Source organism: Leptospira sanjuanensis (assembly GCF_022267325.1).
Classification (GTDB): domain Bacteria; phylum Spirochaetota; class Leptospiria; order Leptospirales; family Leptospiraceae; genus Leptospira; species Leptospira sanjuanensis.
On sequence record NZ_JAIZBG010000001.1, the window covers coordinates 1,163,004 to 1,179,532 of the forward strand.

Consider the following 16,529-nt stretch of genomic DNA (forward strand, 5'->3'; position numbering starts at 1 on the left):
CAGTCTTAATACTTTCTTTTCTTGAGTCAAACATTTTCAACTGACATTCTTGTATTTTAGTTTCTTGTGCTCTTTGAAAAAATCGATCCCATTCAATAGCCAATGAAACCTTTCAACGGGTATTTTATGCACTTCCTCCTCTGAGTTCGGCCACGGGAATTTACTCTCTTCCAGTCTCTTCTGCCAAAGGCAAAACCCGCTCTTATCCCAGTAGAGCATCTTCAGTTTATCTTTCTTGCGATTGCAGAAGAGAAAGACGCTCGCCGAATACGGATCTTTTTTCATCTTTCCTTCTACGATTACAGAGAGCGTATTGATCGATTTCCTTAAATCCGTCGCCCCAGGTCGAAGATACACTTTTCTGTTTCCGGGATTTAACTCCATCGTCCTAAACTAAACTGAACGTTTACTTGGAGCGATGCCTTCCCCGACGTATCTATCTTTAGGGTCAAAAATTCGGCTTCTACCAATGACTGAGAATTTGTCGAGGAAGGAGGAATTTCTACAAAGTCGTTCTTCTCTGAATGCTTAGAACGTCTCTCCCAATGATATCGAAACGTCGTGTATTTGAGGTGTCTTTCTTTACAATACTGAGGCTGGGAAAGTCCACTCTTTGAAAAGTCATCAAACTCTTTGGGCCAATCTATTTTCGTTTTTTTCATCAAAGACAGTTTACAACATTTATACGATTAGAAAAAGGTGCGGTTGTTTAGGCGCTTACTCAAAGGTCTCTTTTACTATCTGTTCTTTGTCCTTTGAAGACCATCTTCTTCTTCGTTGAACCGATGTGATTACAGTAACCGGGTCATTAATAATAGTATTATTCATAGCATTACTCCTATTATTTAGAAGCTAACTCAGCTGTACGGTTTTAAGTGGGGTAACTACAGTCATCAATAGCTGTATATTGAAATCTCTTAATTTCCTTGCCTTTGGAATTACGGAAAGAAAGGAATTTTACGTCTATTTGTACATGATGTCCTGGAACTTTTTTTTCATATCGAATAAACGAAGATGGAATAGATCGCCTTCTTTGATTCTCCGGTAACTTGTTCATACCATTTCGTTTTAATACATAATATACTGCAGCAGCAGTGATTTTTATCGAGAGATAGCGTTCTAAGTGCCATGAGATTCTTTGTGGACCGAAATGATAGGTTCTACGTAGGTGTAAGATTTTTTCTTCAGTATCCTTGTTCGTTCGCCAAGGGCAGGCACCAGGACGAAATCCCGGTTTCTTATCAATGAGTCCTTCTTCTCCATAGGTCTCATATGCCTTTTTCCACTGATAAAATGTTTCTCTTGAAATTCCAAAGTGTCTACATGTTTTGGAAACGTTCTGAGATTCCTTGGCATGATTTAATACTTTGATCTTTTTCTGAATACATCGCTGAGAATCCTTCGACATATTATATACCTCGGCTTGAAGATTTTATCATATCTGTCAACCGAGGTCATTAGTTTCATACCAAATTCAACGGAGATCCGATTTGTTCAACGATTCATATCGATTTTGAGTTGAGAGAACATCGTCTCCTTGTCCCAATATCCGTGTTGAACCAGAATTTTACCGTTTACGATCTGAAAGATTTCGCAGCCGTGCATATCAAAAGAATTGTTGTTGGGAGTATGGCCCGCAAATTCTCCTTTCATTGTCCCGCTGAAACGCCACTCGACTACAACCCAAGGTTCTTGTTCGATCATATTCATGACTTCAATGCGAATGTCGGGAAACGCCTTAAATACATTGACGTACGTATTTCGCATCGCCTCGCGTCCTTGAACGGTTTTTCCCCAAGGGAACTGTAAATTCGCAATATTTTCGTCGTAAAGCGATATGGCGGCATCGGGATTGTGGCTGTTATACGCTTCGATCCAGCTCATTGCGATTTGTTTGGGAGATCGGTTATTCAAAATTTGTACTCCTTTCGTTGAAAATTTTACTTCGGTCAAAGTGGTACGGTCGTTATAGGTTACAATCAAAACTGCGAGTAAGCGATCGCACGTGCGAGAATATTTACGACTGTCGCCTAAACGCACGTGCGAGAATATTTACGACTGTCGCCTAAACGCACGTGCGAGAATATTTACGACTGTCGCCTAAACGCGCATGAACTCACGGTAAGTGTGTGATTTGCTGATTGTCCGCTCGTCCTGTCGCCTAAACACGCGTGAATTCGCGACTCGCAATCATCTCCGGATTCTATCCCTCCAACCTAACGTCCAATACAACCGGACAGTGATCGGACAAGCCGCTTTCGTTTGCAGGAACTCCGTCAAACGCTCCATCGTCTTCCGCAAACGGAACCGGAACCAATTTCGAATTTCCGATCGAAACATCCGTTACGATCAAATCGATCAAATCCTTGTGTCCCCAGCAGCTCTGTTTCACATAACGTCCCGGATTTTTCAGATTCAGACCTTCCGATAGAAGCTTCCAGGACCGATGATCCTTTCCGAGAGGAGAATTCATGTCCCCCAGAAGAAAAAAATTCTCTTTCGTTTTTAAGATCTCGTTTAAGACGAGAAGTTGTTTCGATCTGAGATTTTTATCTCTCTTCGAGTTTCCGGCTTTCAGATGAACGCTCAAAAAAGAATAGTTCCTATTTCCGATGGAAAGAGTCGCTTCCACTCCGCTTCTCAAGCCGGGTTCAATCGCAAGAGCGGAGTAGTGGGCCGCATCCGCGAAGCGAAATTTGTTTTTCCAGCAGATTCCTACCCTTTGATCGTATCCGGAAATTTTCTTTGTTAGGGAACAGGAAAAAGATGCGGGGAGAATTTTCCGGATCGCTTCTTCGTTTTCCACCTCTTGGAGTGCGATGACGTCGGGATCGATTTTCAAAAGATGTGATTTGATTTTTTCAAAGTCGGATTCTTTTCTCGGGATTCTTCCTTGAGGCGATTTTTTCTCGTCTCCGACCTCGTCATACAGAAACATCGCGTTGAAACTCGCGAGTCTCAGTCGAGAATCCTGTGCCTTGAGCGGTTCCGGAATAAGGAGCGGTGCAAAAAAAAGAAGAAGATACGGAAGAATTCTTCCTAAGAACGAGAGAAAGCTTTTTTGCATCGTAAAAAAATCTCCTTAGACGGAGCCTTTGAGAAAGGTTTCCGTATTTTTAAATTCTTTATTCCGAAAAAAGGAAAACTTTTTCCGCCGTTTTACGGTAGGTTGCAAAATTTTTTTCGAACTTTTTGAAAATTAATTTTTCATTTATGAAACTTTCCTAATTGATACCTATTCTCAAATAGACTCCAAAATAAACGCAAAGGAAAAGGCCTCAGATCTTCGTTTACTTGCAATTTTTCACAGAGCCAAAAATCCTGTTTCCAATACCAATATTGGATTCATAGGGACTTCATACGAATGAATAACAGAGCACTGAAACTTTCGGTACCGCTCATTGCCCTCGCGGCCGTAGCGTATCTGATTTTCTCTCCCTCCAAGTATGTTGGGTATGCGCCCGATCAGCCTATACCCTTTAATCACAAGATACATGCCGGAGACAATAAGATAGACTGTAAATACTGTCACACCGGGGTAGAAACCTCAGCACACGCCACAGTCCCATCCTCTTCCACTTGCATGAACTGCCACTCTCTCGTTGCAACCAACAAACCTCTGATCAAGAAACTCGCTAAGTCGTATAACGACAACAAGCCGATCGAATGGATTAAGGTTCATGACATGCCAGACCACGTTCAGTTCAATCACTCTCGTCACATTTCGAGAGGAGTGGACTGTTCTCAGTGTCACGGTAACGTAGCGGAGATGGTGAAAGTAAAACAGGTAGCATCCTTAAACATGGGATACTGCGTGGATTGTCACAGAGAGAACAACGCTCCGACAGATTGTTCCACCTGCCACAGATAACCGGGAGTAATACTGAACATGGATCAAAAAAATTTCCAAAAAGAAAAGAAGGCTCACTGGCTGTCTTACGATCTTAGAGACAAAGACGAAGAAGTCAAAGAGATGCAGAAATCCGAATTCTTCACTTCTCCCGATCCTTTGATCGCGAGAATCAAATCCGGAGAATTCGATCGTAAATCCTTTTTAAAACTGATGGGCGCGGGAGTCGCGATGACTTCCTTAAACTGTATCCGCAAACCCGTTGAGAAGATCGTTCCTTACGTGGATCTCAACAAAGCGGACGAAAACGCTCAATACGATTTCGTAAAACACGGACATTCTTATTACTACGCTTCCGTTTTTGCGGGAACCGGTATTCTTGTGAAAGCGAGAGACGGTCGTCCTCTTAAACTCGAAGGAAATCCGGATCACCCGGTTTCTCAAGGTGCGTTAAGCGCTGCGGGTCAGGCGGCAATCTTTGATCTTTACGATCCCGATCGTTCTCAAAACCCTGCGACCATCGAAGGTGGAATCGAAGTTAAATCCGATTGGGCGACCGTAGACGCAAAAGTAAAAGCGGCTCTTGCGGCCAACAAAGGCAAGACGGTTGTCGTAACAAAACCATTGGATTCTCCTTCCACAAAATCGATCATCGGCGATTTCTTAAGAACCGTCGGCGGCGGAAAACACTACGAAATTTCTCTTACTTCGGCGGAAGAAGCGGTTTCCAAAGGTCAGGCGGCTTCTTACGGAAAGGCTCTGATTCCGAACTACCACTTCGATCTTGCAAACGTGATTCTTTCGATCGATTGCGACTTCATGGGCAACTGGCTTTCTCCCGAAGAACACCAAAAGGATTTTTCCAAAAGAAGAAACCTTCGCGACGGCGCAAAAGACGTTAACTTCTTCGTAGCTGCGGAATCGATTCCTACTATGTCCGGTTCCAACGCGGATCTTCGTCTTCCGATTCGTCCCGGCGACCAAACCAAACTCGCTTTTGCGATCGCGGCGGCTCTCGGTGAACTCGGAGCGAACACGAAAGACGCTCTCGGCGGAGAAACCGTAGCGAGCCTTTCTTCTTCTCTCGGTGTGAGCGAAGAAAGTATCCGCAAAACCGCGAAGGCTCTTTGGTCGAACAAAGGAAAGTCCCTCGTGGTTGCGGGAAGTCTTGCGGCTTCCACAAAAGACGCGGTGGATCTTCAAGTTCTTGTAAACCTTCTCAACAGCGTGTTGGAAAACGACGGCAAAACCGTGGATCATTCCAACCCGAAAAAAGAAGGCCTCGCGGATTATTCCGGCAATTTCAATTCTCTCGCGGCGGAACTCAAATCGACTAAGGTCGGAGTTCTTTTCGTAAACGACGTAAACCTGGTTTATCAAGCGGGGGAAGAATGGAAAAATCTTCTTCACCAAGCGGCTTTGGTCGTGGCGCTTACGGACCGCGCGGACGAAACCGCTCTTGCGTCTAACGTTCTCGCGACTACGACTCACTTCCTCGAATCCTGGGGAGACGCGGAAGTTACGAAGGGAATTTTTTCCATTCAACAGCCTGCGATTCGTCCTCTCTTCAATGCTCGTTCGTTCGAAGACAGTTTGATCGCGTTTGCGGGCGGCTCACTCGGCGGAGAATCCAGCTTTTACGAATACGTGAAGAATTCTTGGACCAAAAAACTCGGCTCTAAACAAAGATGGGAAGACCTCTTACGAGCGGGAACCACGGTCAAAGCTTCCGAGCGCAAAAAAGTTGCCGGTTCTTCCAGAAACTTCAACCGTTCTTCTTTGAAAAAAGTCGAGTCCGCTTCCGCCGGTCTCAAACTCGCGTTGTATGAAACATCGGCGATCGGAGACGGTAGAGCGGCGAACAACGCTCAACTTCAAGAACTTCCGGACCCGGTGACCAAAGTCACTTGGGATAACTACATCCTGCTTTCTCCCGCTCTTGCAAAAGAAAAGGGAATTTCTTCCAACGACGTTCTCGTTCTGAAAACGGCGACTCAGACCATCGAACTTCCCGCGCAGATCCAACCTGGAATGCACAAAGAAGCGATCGGTATCGCGGTAGGTTACGGTAGAACGGCTGCGGGTGCGGTCGGAACGGGAGTCGGTAAGAATGCGTATGTTCTTTCCGAAAAAGGAATCTATTCCGGTATCACAATCACTTCCCTGGAAAAAACGGGAAAGACGTATAAGTTAGCCTGCACACAACACCACCACATGTTGTCTCCGGGTTTCAGCTATCCGGATCGTCCGATCGTTCAATCGACTACGATCGAAGAATATCGCAAAGACCCTGCTTCCGGCAAGGCTCCTTCCGAAATTCCTAAGATCCTAAAAGACGGGAAACTCGTAAACGCTACGGGTGCAAATCCTACTTACGCTTACCCTGGTTACAAATGGGGAATGAGCATCGATCTTTCTTCTTGCACCGGTTGCGGTTCTTGTGTGATCGCTTGCCAAGTGGAGAACAACATTCCTGTTGTAGGTCGTGATGAAGTTCGCGTCGGTCGCGAAATGCACTGGCTCCGAATCGACCGTTACTACATCGGCGAACCCGACAGGCCCGAAACTCTTCAAGTGGCTCACCAGCCTATGCTTTGCCAACAGTGCGACAACGCTCCTTGCGAAACCGTTTGTCCGGTTCTTGCAACCGTTCACAGTTCCGAAGGGATCAACGACATGGTTTACAACCGTTGCGTGGGAACTCGTTACTGCTCGAACAACTGTCCTTACAAAGTAAGACGTTTTAACTGGATGCAGCACTGGTATAACGGAGCGGAAGGTTCCAAAGCTCCTCGTTACTTGGGACTCAACCCGGAGGTTGCTGTTCGCGGTCGCGGGGTTATGGAAAAATGTAACTTCTGCTCTCATAGAATCGCGGAAGCGAAGATCGCGGCTAAAAACGAAGGCCGAGTTCTGAAAGACGGAGAAGTGAAAACCGCGTGCCAACAAAGTTGTGCGGCGGATGCAATCAGCTTTGGTAACACGAACGATAAGAGTTCGGAAGTTGCGAAACTTTCTTCCAGCCCGAGATCTTTCCGTGTCCTCGAATATCTGAACGTCGGTCCTCAGGTCGCTTACCTGACCCGGGTCAGAAGCTCAATTTAATGGAGTAACGTAAAAAGCTATGTCAATGTCCAACGCAGTCAAAGAAGCCCTGGATATCCAGCCTCTCGTAACCGGCGGTAAGTCGGTTCGGGACGTTACCGAGGATATCTTAAGACCGGTCGAAGCGTTCCCCACTTCTTTGTGGTGGAAGGCTTTCCTTCTGGTTCTTACCATTACCGTGATCGACTTAGGTATCATCGGATACCTGATGTGGGAAGGTCTCTACATCCTCGGGATCAACAATCCCGTGGCTTGGGGATTTTTCATCGTAAACTTCGTATTCTGGATCGGTATCGGTCACGCCGGAACCCTGATCTCGGCCGTTCTTTATCTGTTCCGCCAGGAATGGAGAACCGGGATCAACCGCGCCGCAGAAGCGATGACCATCTTCGCCGTATTAACCGCCGCTTCCAACCTGATCATCCACATCGGAAGACCTTGGGTGGGATTCTGGTTGTTCCCTTATCCGAACGAAAGAGGACCACTTTGGGTAAACTTCCGTTCTCCTTTGATTTGGGATACGTTCGCGGTTTCGACTTACTTAACGATCTCTCTCGTGTTCTGGTATATCGGTTTGATTCCGGATATCGCGGCCGTAAGAGACCGTTCCCAAGGAGAAATGAAACGTAAGATCTACGACATTCTTTCCTTAGGTTGGGTCGGTTCCAACAAGGCTTGGTCTCACCTCGAAATGGTGGCGATGATCCTCGCGGCTCTTTCCACTCCACTGGTTCTTTCGGTTCACACGATCGTATCCTTCGACTTCGCGGTTTCGATCCTTCCCGGATGGCACACCACGATTTTCCCTCCTTACTTTGTGGCAGGGGCGATTTTCTCGGGGTTCGCAATGGTCGTAACTCTGATGGTGATCGCGAGAGAAGTGTTTAATCTGAAAGATTATATCACCATGAAACACTTGGAGAACATGAACAAGGTCATCATGGTGACCGGTTTGATCGTAGGTCTTGCTTACTCCACCGAGTTTTTTATGGCTTGGTATTCCGGTAACGAATACGAAGGGTTTACTTTCGTAAACAGAGCCTTCGGTCCTTACGGCTGGGCTTACTTCATCATGTTTAGCTGTAACGTGTTTTCTCCGCAGGTATTCTGGTGGAAAAAACTCAGAACCAATATCCCGGTTATGTTCGTGATTTCGATCATCGTAAACATCGGTATGTGGTTCGAAAGATACGTGATCGTTATGACGACTCACGCGGACTTCCTTCCTTCCAGCTGGGATATGTATATCCCAACCGTTTACGACTTCATGATGCTCATCGGAACGTTCGGAATCTTCTTCACGTTGTTCCTTCTGTTCTGTAGAATCATGCCGGTTATCGCGGTCGCGGAAGTTAAAACCGTTATGCCTCACAAAGACGGAGGACACCACTGATGTATAAACCTCATAAAGAACAATTTCATACGTTCGAAGAAACAAGCTCGGGAGTATTCGGGCTTTTCGACAGCCCCGCGGAGATCATCTCTGCGGCGGAAAAAACCAAAGAGAAGAATTATACGGACTTCGATTGTTTCACTCCGTATCCGGTTCACGGTTTGGACGACGCGATGGGAGTTCCCCGTTCCGGTCTTCCTTGGGTGACGTTCTTCATGGGTCTTTTCGGATGCACCGTAGGTTTCGGAATGCAGTATCTGACCCACAAGTTCGATTGGCCCATCAACATCTCCGGTAAAAACCTGAACGCATGGTTCGCGTATATTCCGATTACGTTCGAATTCACCGTGTTTATGGCCGGTGTGGGAACCGCGGCGGCGATGTTCTTTTTAACCAGACTTCCGAAAATCAATCGGAGAGTTTTGCATCCGGACATCACTACGGACAAGTTCGCACTCTGGATTCCATCCTCTTCCAAAGGTTATAAGGAAGACGAGGTCGTGAACTTCATCAAGGGTCTCGGCGGAAAGAACGTCGAGGTTGTGAAATAGGAGCAGGGACAAGAATGAAATATTACAAATCTCTAATTTTCCTTTTGGCCGCTGTTCTATTCTGGAACTGCGAGTCCAAAACGCCTCCTCTGGAATACTTTCCGGATATGGCGGATTCTCCGGCGAGAGAAGCTCAGGAAGAGGACCCGATCGCACACGACGGAGCGGCTTCCAGAATTCCTCCGAAAGGAGCGGTTCCGGTGAATTATTATCCATACGAGTATCTCGGATTGGATGTAACACAATTACCGAATAAAGGACTTTCTAATCCTTTTAAAAACGATTTGGCCAATCTCCAAAAGGGAGAGGCTAAATATCAAACGTATTGTTCCCCTTGCCACGGCGTAAGAGGGGCGGGGAATGGAACCATCGTTGGTCCGGCTCCAAGAATCGGTTTTCCGGTTCCTGCCGTGATTTCTCCTAAGATCCAAGGATATTCCGACGGACAGATCTATCACGTAATGACCGCGGGTTGGGGAAGAATGAAGAGCTACGCTGCTCAAGTTTCTCCCGAAGACCGCTGGAAGATCGTTCTCTACGTGAGAAAACTCCAGGAATACGAGAACAGAACAAAAAAAGACGTGGCTAGGAATTAAGAATCATGGAAGTCAAAGTCGAACAAAATCTGATTAACTTCAAACTCGACTCCAAGACCCGCAGCGCCCTTTTCGGGATGATCGGGATCGGAGTCTTAAGTTTACTCATTGGGTATTTCACCCTTTCTCATACCCCTCCCAGACACGAGGGAGGACATTCCAATCCGGCTTGGTCCGCGTTTTTGATCGGAACCTTTTTTATCACCGGGATTTCGCTCGCGGGAGTTTTCTTCACTGCGATCAGCAATATCACCGGTGCTCATTGGTCCATTACGGTAAGAAGACTCGCCGAAGGTTACGGATTGTTTCTTCCCGTAGTCGCGGTTCTTTTACTGATTACTACGGTGGGAATCCACGATCTTTACGAGTGGAGTCACGAAGAAGTCGTAGCTCACGATCATCTTCTTCAGCACAAGAAGCCGTTGTTGAACACTCCTTTCTTCGTGATCCGAATGATTCTTTTCGGAGCGGCTTGGTCCGTTTTCGGATGGTTATTCCACAAACGTTCCACCAAACAAGACGGGGATAAGGACGTTGCACACACTCAGTTCAACGCGAGATTGGCCGGAGGATTTATCGTATTCTTCGCTCTTTCTTTCTCTCTTGCTTCTTTCGATTTGATCATGTCTTTGACCCCGCACTGGTTTTCCACCATGTTCGGAGTGTATTGTTTCGCGGGAGCGTATCAAACCGGACTTTCCACTCTCGTAATCATGATCTACTTTCTGAAAAAGAAAGGTTATCTCGGAAACTTAGTGAACGAAAACCATATCCACGATATCGGTAAGTTCATGCTCGGTTTCTGCGTGTTCTGGGCTTACGTGGGATTTTCACAGTTCATGTTGATCTGGTATGCGAGCATTCCGGAAGAAACTTTCTTTTACGAGCAGAGATTGACCGGCGGTTGGGAAGTGTTCACTTACGCTCTTCCGTTTATCAAGTTCATCCTTCCGTTTTTGTTGCTCTTGAACAGACCGAACAAAAGAGACATCAACTTTCTCGTGAAAGTTGCGATCTGGATCGTGTTTACGCAAGTGATCGAAATTTATTGGCTGGTGTTTCCGGCTAACTTCGAAAACTTCCAGCTTTCCGGACTTGTAGTAACTCTCGGAGCGGTGATCGGTTTTATCGGTCTTTTCGGTTTCGTAGTGTTGAAACGTTACGAGTCCGCGGCTCTGATTCCGGTGGGAGATCCAAGATTGGATCAATCCTTACATCATCATCAATAAGAGAGGAAGAACGATGAAAAAGAATTTAAAACTGACCGTTCTTTTAACAAGTATGGCTCTTCTTTTGGGAGCCTGTTCGAAACTCGCGCAGGTTACCAATCATAAGAATTGCGATCCTTCCTTAGTGAACGCTTCTCTGGAACCTACGGTTCCTATTTTTGCGGAAGCGGATGCGACTTCCGCAGTTAAGGAAAGAATCGCTCCCGGTTCCGTGGTTCGAGTGTATGACTACAGAAACCACGAAGCGAATCCTAAACTTTTCGTTCGTGTTAAGACCGAAAAAACCGAAGGCTGGATCAATCCTCGTTGTTTAGTGGTGGGACAGGATCCTGAAAAATCCGTTTTCACTTGGGGATACCGGAAAGACTACGTTCACTTTTACAATCCTGAAGACCACGAGCATTATCCGAACGGATACGAATTCCCGGAATACGCTTCTCTTCCTAAGGATAAGGTTCCTTTGGCAGAACTTGCTCCGGAACTGAAAAAGTAAAACAGCAACCGTTACTTAAAACATTGGAAAGCTCCATGCCGCTTCGAAAGAAGGGCATGGATTTTTTTTTGCCGTGATATTGTTTGAACTAAAAGTCTTCGGTATTCGAAAATATTATCAATTCTTAAAATACATTCGTTTTTTGTCCGAGCTCGAGCAAAGGACGAATATATTAAAAAAGGGGTTTTGACGTGAGAAATTTAAGTTTCATTTTGATTGTTGTTGTAGGTTTCGTTTTCAATTGTAATCGACATTTTTTTCTTAAGGAGTTCCCGGTCTCGGGTGATGTTAAGATTGAGAAAAGACCGAAAATCGCGTATATCGGTTTTAGAACTTTCGACGCTCGGATGACCGGATCCAGCGGTAGACGCACAACGTATACCGCCGAATTGACGTACGCCGAGCGTACGATCCCAAAATTAGAAAAGGGCGTTTTTATCGATGAACTGAAAAGTAACGGGACGAGAAAAGATTTATCTTCGGATCTTGTAAAAGCTTTTACACTATCTTATCTTCAAGAGGTAAAGATAAGCGGTTTAAAGGAAATTTCTTACCTTGTGGAAACGGAAAAACAAGGTGAAACCCTGATTTATAAACTCAAAGATTATCCGGTTGACTATTACGTAATTGGAATACATGGACCGGCCTTTACCGAAGTCTCGAATATCGGAGTCGGAATTCTACATTTATTTAGCACACTTTTTTCGATGGTCACTCTCGGATTGATACCCAGCTATAGTGCGGAAGAAGCAAATACGGAAGTGAGAGTGTACGACAGGAATTTGCAACTTCTCAATAATCTGAAATATGATAATTCTTATTCCTCGATTTCTTCAATTTGGATTTCAGCGAATCCACCTAAGTGCGGTAGGTTGGAGTGTATCGTGAAAAAAGTCGAATCTCCTCAAAGTTTTGTCTATCAAGGAATGGGTCCTAAAGTAGAAGAGGATGTTCTACGGTTGATAGAGCAGGTGAAAAAATAAGATCTATTCTGAAACGAAGTTTTTTCAAACTTCGTTTCCCTCCTGCTCTGCAAATAGAACATGTTTTTTTTGCCCTCTGCTTCGGATCGGTTGCTTATAATCGAAGATTTCCTCATTTATAATCGGGGTTGTTGGGCGACCGGATTTCATCTACCATTCTCCCTAGAAAAACAGACTTTGAAGAAGTCTGGAAAAGAAGGGAGGAAAATCTTTGGAAAAAAATGTTCATTTTCGAGTTCGAATCCTTTGGTTTTCCGTTCTTTGTCAGTGCTTTTTTTTCGGTTGTCTGCAGAGTCACGATCCGAGTCATTTCATGGTGTTGCTGGGCAATCCTACTTCGGCGACGATCGAAGATCTTTCGAAAACTGCGGGAACTCCTCCCACTTTGACTTACGCGACGAGTTCGTTTCAATTTATTAAGAACATCTCCATTTCTACGATTCAACCCACGATCACCGGTTCTGTAACTTCGCTTTCCGTTTCACCCGCGTTGCCGTCCGGTCTTTCCTTAGATTCCGCCACGGGTGAAATAACGGGTATACCTACTTCTAAGCTTGCCACTTCTTCTTATACGATTACCGCTTCGAATTCCTCCGGCTCTTCTTCCGTTTCAATTCAGATTTCTGTCGATGCTCTCAATGCGGAATGGGAGAGTTTTTTAAAAGCCCCCAATCCGGATAGCAGCGATACGAGCGGAGGATTCGATCTCGATCTTTCGGGAGACACTTTGGTGCTGGGTATTTGCGGCGAGGACAGCGCTCAAACCGGGATTATCCAAAGTCCGTTTGTCGGTTTGACTTCTGCCGGGGACGACGATTCTGCAGTCGGCGCGGGAGCCGCGTACGTGTTTCGTCGCACTGGAACCGCTTGGGCTTTGGAAGCGTATCTCAAAGCTCCGAACGCGGAAGCGAACGATCAATTCGGTTGCAGCGTAGCTATCTCGGGAGATACGATCGTCGTCGGTGCTCGCGCCGAGGATGGCGGGAATTCCGCCATTCTTCATTCTCCTTTTGCCGGTTTGACACCCGCGGGAGATGACGACACTCTGTCGAGCTCAGGGGCTGCGTATGTATACCGTCGAACCGGAACGGTCTGGGGCTTAGAGGCGTATTTAAAGGCGCCTAACGCAGATCTTGGAGATCAATTCGGAACCAGTGTTTCGATTTCCGGCGATCGGATTGGTGTAGGCGCTGGTCAGGAGCGAGGAGGTCTTGGAACGATCATCCAAGCTCCGGCACCCGGTTTTACGGGTGCGACCGACAACGATTCCACTCCGACTTCGGGCGCGATTTATATCTTTGAAAGAACCGGGACGACTTGGACTTGGGACGCCTATATCAAAGCTCCCAACGTGGAAACCGGGGACTTGTTCGGACTCAAGTTTAAAATCAGAGGAGACACTTTGATTGCCGGTGCGATCAGCGAAGACAGCGGAAATACGACGATTCAAAATTCCTTAGGGCCGTCGCTTACGACCGTAGGAGACGATGATTCCCTTTCCAACTCCGGTGCGGTTTATGTATTCCGGAAGACCGGCGCGAATTGGGCGTTCGAATCGTATCTCAAAGCTCCGAACGCGGATAACAGCGATCAGTTCGGAGCCAGTTTGGATCTTTCGGAAGACGGAAATGTCGCCGTAGTCGGAGCCTACAACGAAGACAGCCCTCAAACTACGATTTCAAATTCTCTAAGCGCGAATCTTACGACTGCGGGCGACGACGATTCCGCCTCTGCTGCCGGTGCCGTGTACGTATTTCGTAGAACCGGAACCGTTTGGGCGTTTGAAGCCTACTTGAAGTCCCCGAATATCGAAGCGAACGATAACTTCGGAAGAAGCGTTTCCATTTCGGGCGATATGATTGTCGCTGGAGCAGCCGGAGAGGACAGCGCTCAAACCGGAGTTTTACATTCGCCTGCGACACTTGCCGGTCCGGGAGCCGACGACGATTCCATAAGTAATTCCGGCGCGGCCTATGTATTTCGAAAACTATCTTCCGGTTGGGCCTTTCAATCCTATTTAAAAGCGACTAACGCGGAAGCTTCGGATGCGTTTGGAATTGCGGTTTGTATCGACGGAGACTTGATGGCGGTCGCGGCGCAGAACGACGACGACGGTCTCGGAATGATTTTGAATAAGTCCGTAAATTCTCCCCCAACGCCTGCGACCGACGACGATAGCGTTTCGAATTCCGGGGCCGTACATATTTTTTATAAGTGATTTGAGACGATCCTAAGGTCGGAGCCGAATAAGAATAAGATTCCGTAAATGAATTTCGGAATCGAACTTCGATTTTAAAAAGAATCGGAACCGCGCGGATCTTTCCGATTTTTTTACGGGCCCCCGCGCTTCGATTCTTCTTTTTGATTGCAAAGAGCCGTGCTTTAGGAGAATCTAATACGGAAGCGGACGAGAGGACATTCGAGTCCGCAATTTTCCGGTAACACTATGAAACAATCTCGATTCTTCGTATTTTACATTCTGTTTCTTTCCTTTCTTCTCGACTGTAATTATCATTACTATGTGCAAAAAGACGGCGCGGACAGTGCCGCGATTCCGAACTTATCCAAGGTAAGAATCGCGTACATCGGTTTTCGGCCGTATGCGACGGAAATGACGACTTCTTCCGCGGAAACGAGGGTTTATACCGCCAATCTCGCATATCCCGATCGAACCATATTAAAATTTCAGAATGGAGTTTACGCATCCGATCTCAAGTCGGCTGGTTTTAGAAAGGATGTTCCCTCGGATAAGGTTAAGAAGTTCGTCCAGGATTATCTCAACGAAGTTAAGGAAAGCGGGGTTCTGGAATTGACATACGTTACGAGCGTGGAAAAAAAAGGGGAGGACAGGATTTTTAAACTCAAGGACATCGGGGTCGATTATTACGTTCTCGGAATCCATACTCCCGCGTTTCAGACTCCGAAACATTTCGGGAGCAGCGTCGTACAATTGTTTTCCTCTATCTTTTCCGTCATCAGCTTCGGACTGATTCCGAGTTATGCGTCCTTGCAAGCCGGGACCGAAATCAGAATTTATGATAGAAATCTAAATCAGCTCACTTCGATCAAATACGACAACGGATATTCCGTGATGGGTGCCGTTTGGGCTTCTTCCGTACCGGAAGAATGTCGTAGAATGGGATGCGACGCTCTCAAACAGGTGACTTCTCCGCCTAAGTTCGTATATCAAGAATTCGGATCAAAGTTCGAGATGGACGTTGCGAGTTTTATCCAAGCGCAGGCCGCATTTCGAAAATGAACGATTCCTGGGAATGGTTCGGAAATGCCTTTTCCGTCTTCGGGGGATTTCTGGCTTTTTTGCTCGCGTTTCCGGAACTGATTCCATTCAAAAAAACTAAATTTCAAATCTCTTTCGCGATCACTCTGCTTTGTATCGGAGTTTTGCAGCTTTTGAACTCCGCCGTTTGTCAGGGAGTTTTCTCGGATTCCGCTTTCTATGTTCGCTTAACAATTCCGCTCTTGTTTGCCTCGGGGCCGCTCGCATATACGGCGTTAGCCGCAATGGTCGAGGAGGACTTTCGATTTGATCGAAAGCGAATTCTTTTTTGGATTCCGACGATCGTCTGCGGAATTGCGGTTTTTTTAATTCCTCGGGAAGAATCGGTTTTTCCCTGGAAAGTCGTGAGTCTTTCGAACGCTTCCGGCGCAAAAAGCCTCGTCTTATTTTTGTTTCTTGCTTCGACCGTATTTTCTTTCGTTTTCGGAATTTCGATTTTTCGAATTTTAATTTCGGTCAAAGAAGCTTCGCTTCGACTTTTGATCCGGATCTGCGCTTTGGACTTTGCGGGCGTTTCCGTATTCGGGGCTCTCGGATTTTTATACGGCGTTTTCTTTTTAAAAATTTCCTCCGTCTTTGTTTCTTTGGCTTTGTGCGGAATCTATTACGTACGAAAGCGCTATTCCAATTTGGAAGAAACGATCCACGTAGAATTGGTGAAGGCGAAGTATTCCCGATCGCGTCTCGGCGGATTGGAAATCGAAGGGATTCTTGCGCGTTTGGAAACGATGATGCGAACCGAAAAATTCTATCAGGATGAGGAAGTATCTCTTGCCGCCGTCGCGGAACGCGTTTCGTTGACGACTCATCAACTTTCGGAACTCATCAATAGCAAACTGAATAAGAGTTTTTTCGTATGGCTCAATCAATACAGAGTGGAAGAAGCGAAAAAACTTCTCGCGGAAACGAATAAGACCGTTTTAGAAATCGCGATGGAAGTCGGATTCAACAATCGATCCTCTTTCAACGAAGCCTTTTTAAAGCTCGCCGAAAAAACTCCCGTCGAATATCGAAAAACCGCAAAGGTCTGA

16 protein-coding genes are annotated in these 16,529 nt (G+C 46.2%); 11 read left to right on the top strand and 5 right to left on the bottom strand.

All coding sequences use genetic code 11. The features are described 5' to 3' along the window. Positions 1–36: 36 nt before the first annotated feature. From tnpB to LFX25_RS05290, 5 genes are all read right to left on the bottom strand, one after another. Positions 37–384, bottom strand: a complete 348-nt coding sequence (gene tnpB, locus LFX25_RS05270; RefSeq protein ID WP_118966397.1) for an IS66 family insertion sequence element accessory protein TnpB — start codon at positions 382–384, stop codon at positions 37–39. Continuing rightward, entirely contained in the window at positions 375–662 is a 288-nt protein-coding gene (gene tnpA / locus LFX25_RS05275) for an IS66 family insertion sequence element accessory protein TnpA (RefSeq protein WP_118966454.1), read from the bottom strand. Before tnpA ends, tnpB begins: the two co-directional genes overlap by 10 nt. A gap of 209 nt (positions 663–871) precedes the next feature. Further along, positions 872–1,408, bottom strand: coding sequence for a helix-turn-helix domain-containing protein (locus LFX25_RS05280; protein WP_238729302.1), 537 nt, complete (start codon positions 1,406–1,408; stop codon positions 872–874). 86 nt (positions 1,409–1,494) lie between these two features. Continuing rightward, a complete protein-coding gene (locus tag LFX25_RS05285; protein ID WP_238729303.1) occupies positions 1,495–1,914 on the bottom strand; it encodes an ester cyclase in 420 nt (139 codons plus the stop codon). 289 nt (positions 1,915–2,203) lie between these two features. Beyond that, positions 2,204–3,067 (bottom strand): endonuclease/exonuclease/phosphatase family protein, encoded by an 864-nt coding sequence (locus LFX25_RS05290; RefSeq protein WP_238729304.1) that lies wholly within the window; start codon positions 3,065–3,067, stop codon positions 2,204–2,206. A 297-nt stretch (positions 3,068–3,364) separates the two neighbouring features. On the opposite strand from LFX25_RS05290, the gene LFX25_RS05295 reads away from it, so the two are divergent. The 11 genes from LFX25_RS05295 to LFX25_RS05345 all read left to right on the top strand — a co-directional run bounded on the left by LFX25_RS05295 (position 3,365) and on the right by LFX25_RS05345 (position 16,529). Next, entirely contained in the window at positions 3,365–3,871 is a 507-nt protein-coding gene (locus LFX25_RS05295; protein WP_238729305.1) for a cytochrome c3 family protein, read from the top strand. 18 nt (positions 3,872–3,889) lie between these two features. Beyond that, entirely contained in the window at positions 3,890–6,955 is a 3,066-nt protein-coding gene (locus LFX25_RS05300; RefSeq protein ID WP_238729306.1) for a TAT-variant-translocated molybdopterin oxidoreductase, read from the top strand. A 25-nt stretch (positions 6,956–6,980) separates the two neighbouring features. After that, the gene (gene nrfD / locus LFX25_RS05305; protein WP_238731511.1) at positions 6,981–8,348 is read left to right on the top strand and encodes an NrfD/PsrC family molybdoenzyme membrane anchor subunit; all 1,368 of its coding nucleotides are present in this window, start codon (positions 6,981–6,983) and stop codon (positions 8,346–8,348) included. Continuing rightward, positions 8,348–8,899: a DUF3341 domain-containing protein gene (locus LFX25_RS05310; RefSeq protein WP_238729307.1), complete on the top strand. Its 552-nt coding sequence runs from the start codon at positions 8,348–8,350 to the stop codon at positions 8,897–8,899. The genes nrfD and LFX25_RS05310 overlap by 1 nt, the downstream gene beginning before the upstream one ends. A 14-nt stretch (positions 8,900–8,913) precedes the next feature. Continuing rightward, the gene (locus LFX25_RS05315) at positions 8,914–9,495 is read left to right on the top strand and encodes a c-type cytochrome (RefSeq protein ID WP_238729308.1); all 582 of its coding nucleotides are present in this window, start codon (positions 8,914–8,916) and stop codon (positions 9,493–9,495) included. A 5-nt stretch (positions 9,496–9,500) separates the two neighbouring features. Beyond that, positions 9,501–10,724, top strand: coding sequence for a hypothetical protein (locus LFX25_RS05320; protein ID WP_238729309.1), 1,224 nt, complete (start codon positions 9,501–9,503; stop codon positions 10,722–10,724). Between the two features lie 13 nt (positions 10,725–10,737). Further along, the gene (lsa16, locus tag LFX25_RS05325) at positions 10,738–11,217 is read left to right on the top strand and encodes an E-cadherin-binding lipoprotein adhesin Lsa16 (RefSeq protein WP_238729310.1); all 480 of its coding nucleotides are present in this window, start codon (positions 10,738–10,740) and stop codon (positions 11,215–11,217) included. 191 nt (positions 11,218–11,408) lie between these two features. Further along, positions 11,409–12,200 carry an Lp29 family lipoprotein gene (locus LFX25_RS05330; RefSeq protein ID WP_238729311.1) on the top strand — a complete coding sequence of 264 codons (792 nt, stop codon included), beginning with the start codon at positions 11,409–11,411 and terminating at the stop codon, positions 12,198–12,200. A gap of 211 nt (positions 12,201–12,411) precedes the next feature. Then, the gene (locus tag LFX25_RS05335) at positions 12,412–14,418 is read left to right on the top strand and encodes a putative Ig domain-containing protein (protein ID WP_238729312.1); all 2,007 of its coding nucleotides are present in this window, start codon (positions 12,412–12,414) and stop codon (positions 14,416–14,418) included. A gap of 228 nt (positions 14,419–14,646) precedes the next feature. Continuing rightward, on the top strand, positions 14,647–15,459 hold the full coding sequence (locus tag LFX25_RS05340) for an Lp29 family lipoprotein (protein WP_238729313.1): 813 nt from the start codon (positions 14,647–14,649) through the stop codon (positions 15,457–15,459). Next, positions 15,456–16,529 (top strand): helix-turn-helix domain-containing protein, encoded by a 1,074-nt coding sequence (locus tag LFX25_RS05345; RefSeq protein ID WP_238729314.1) that lies wholly within the window; start codon positions 15,456–15,458, stop codon positions 16,527–16,529. Before LFX25_RS05340 ends, LFX25_RS05345 begins: the two co-directional genes overlap by 4 nt.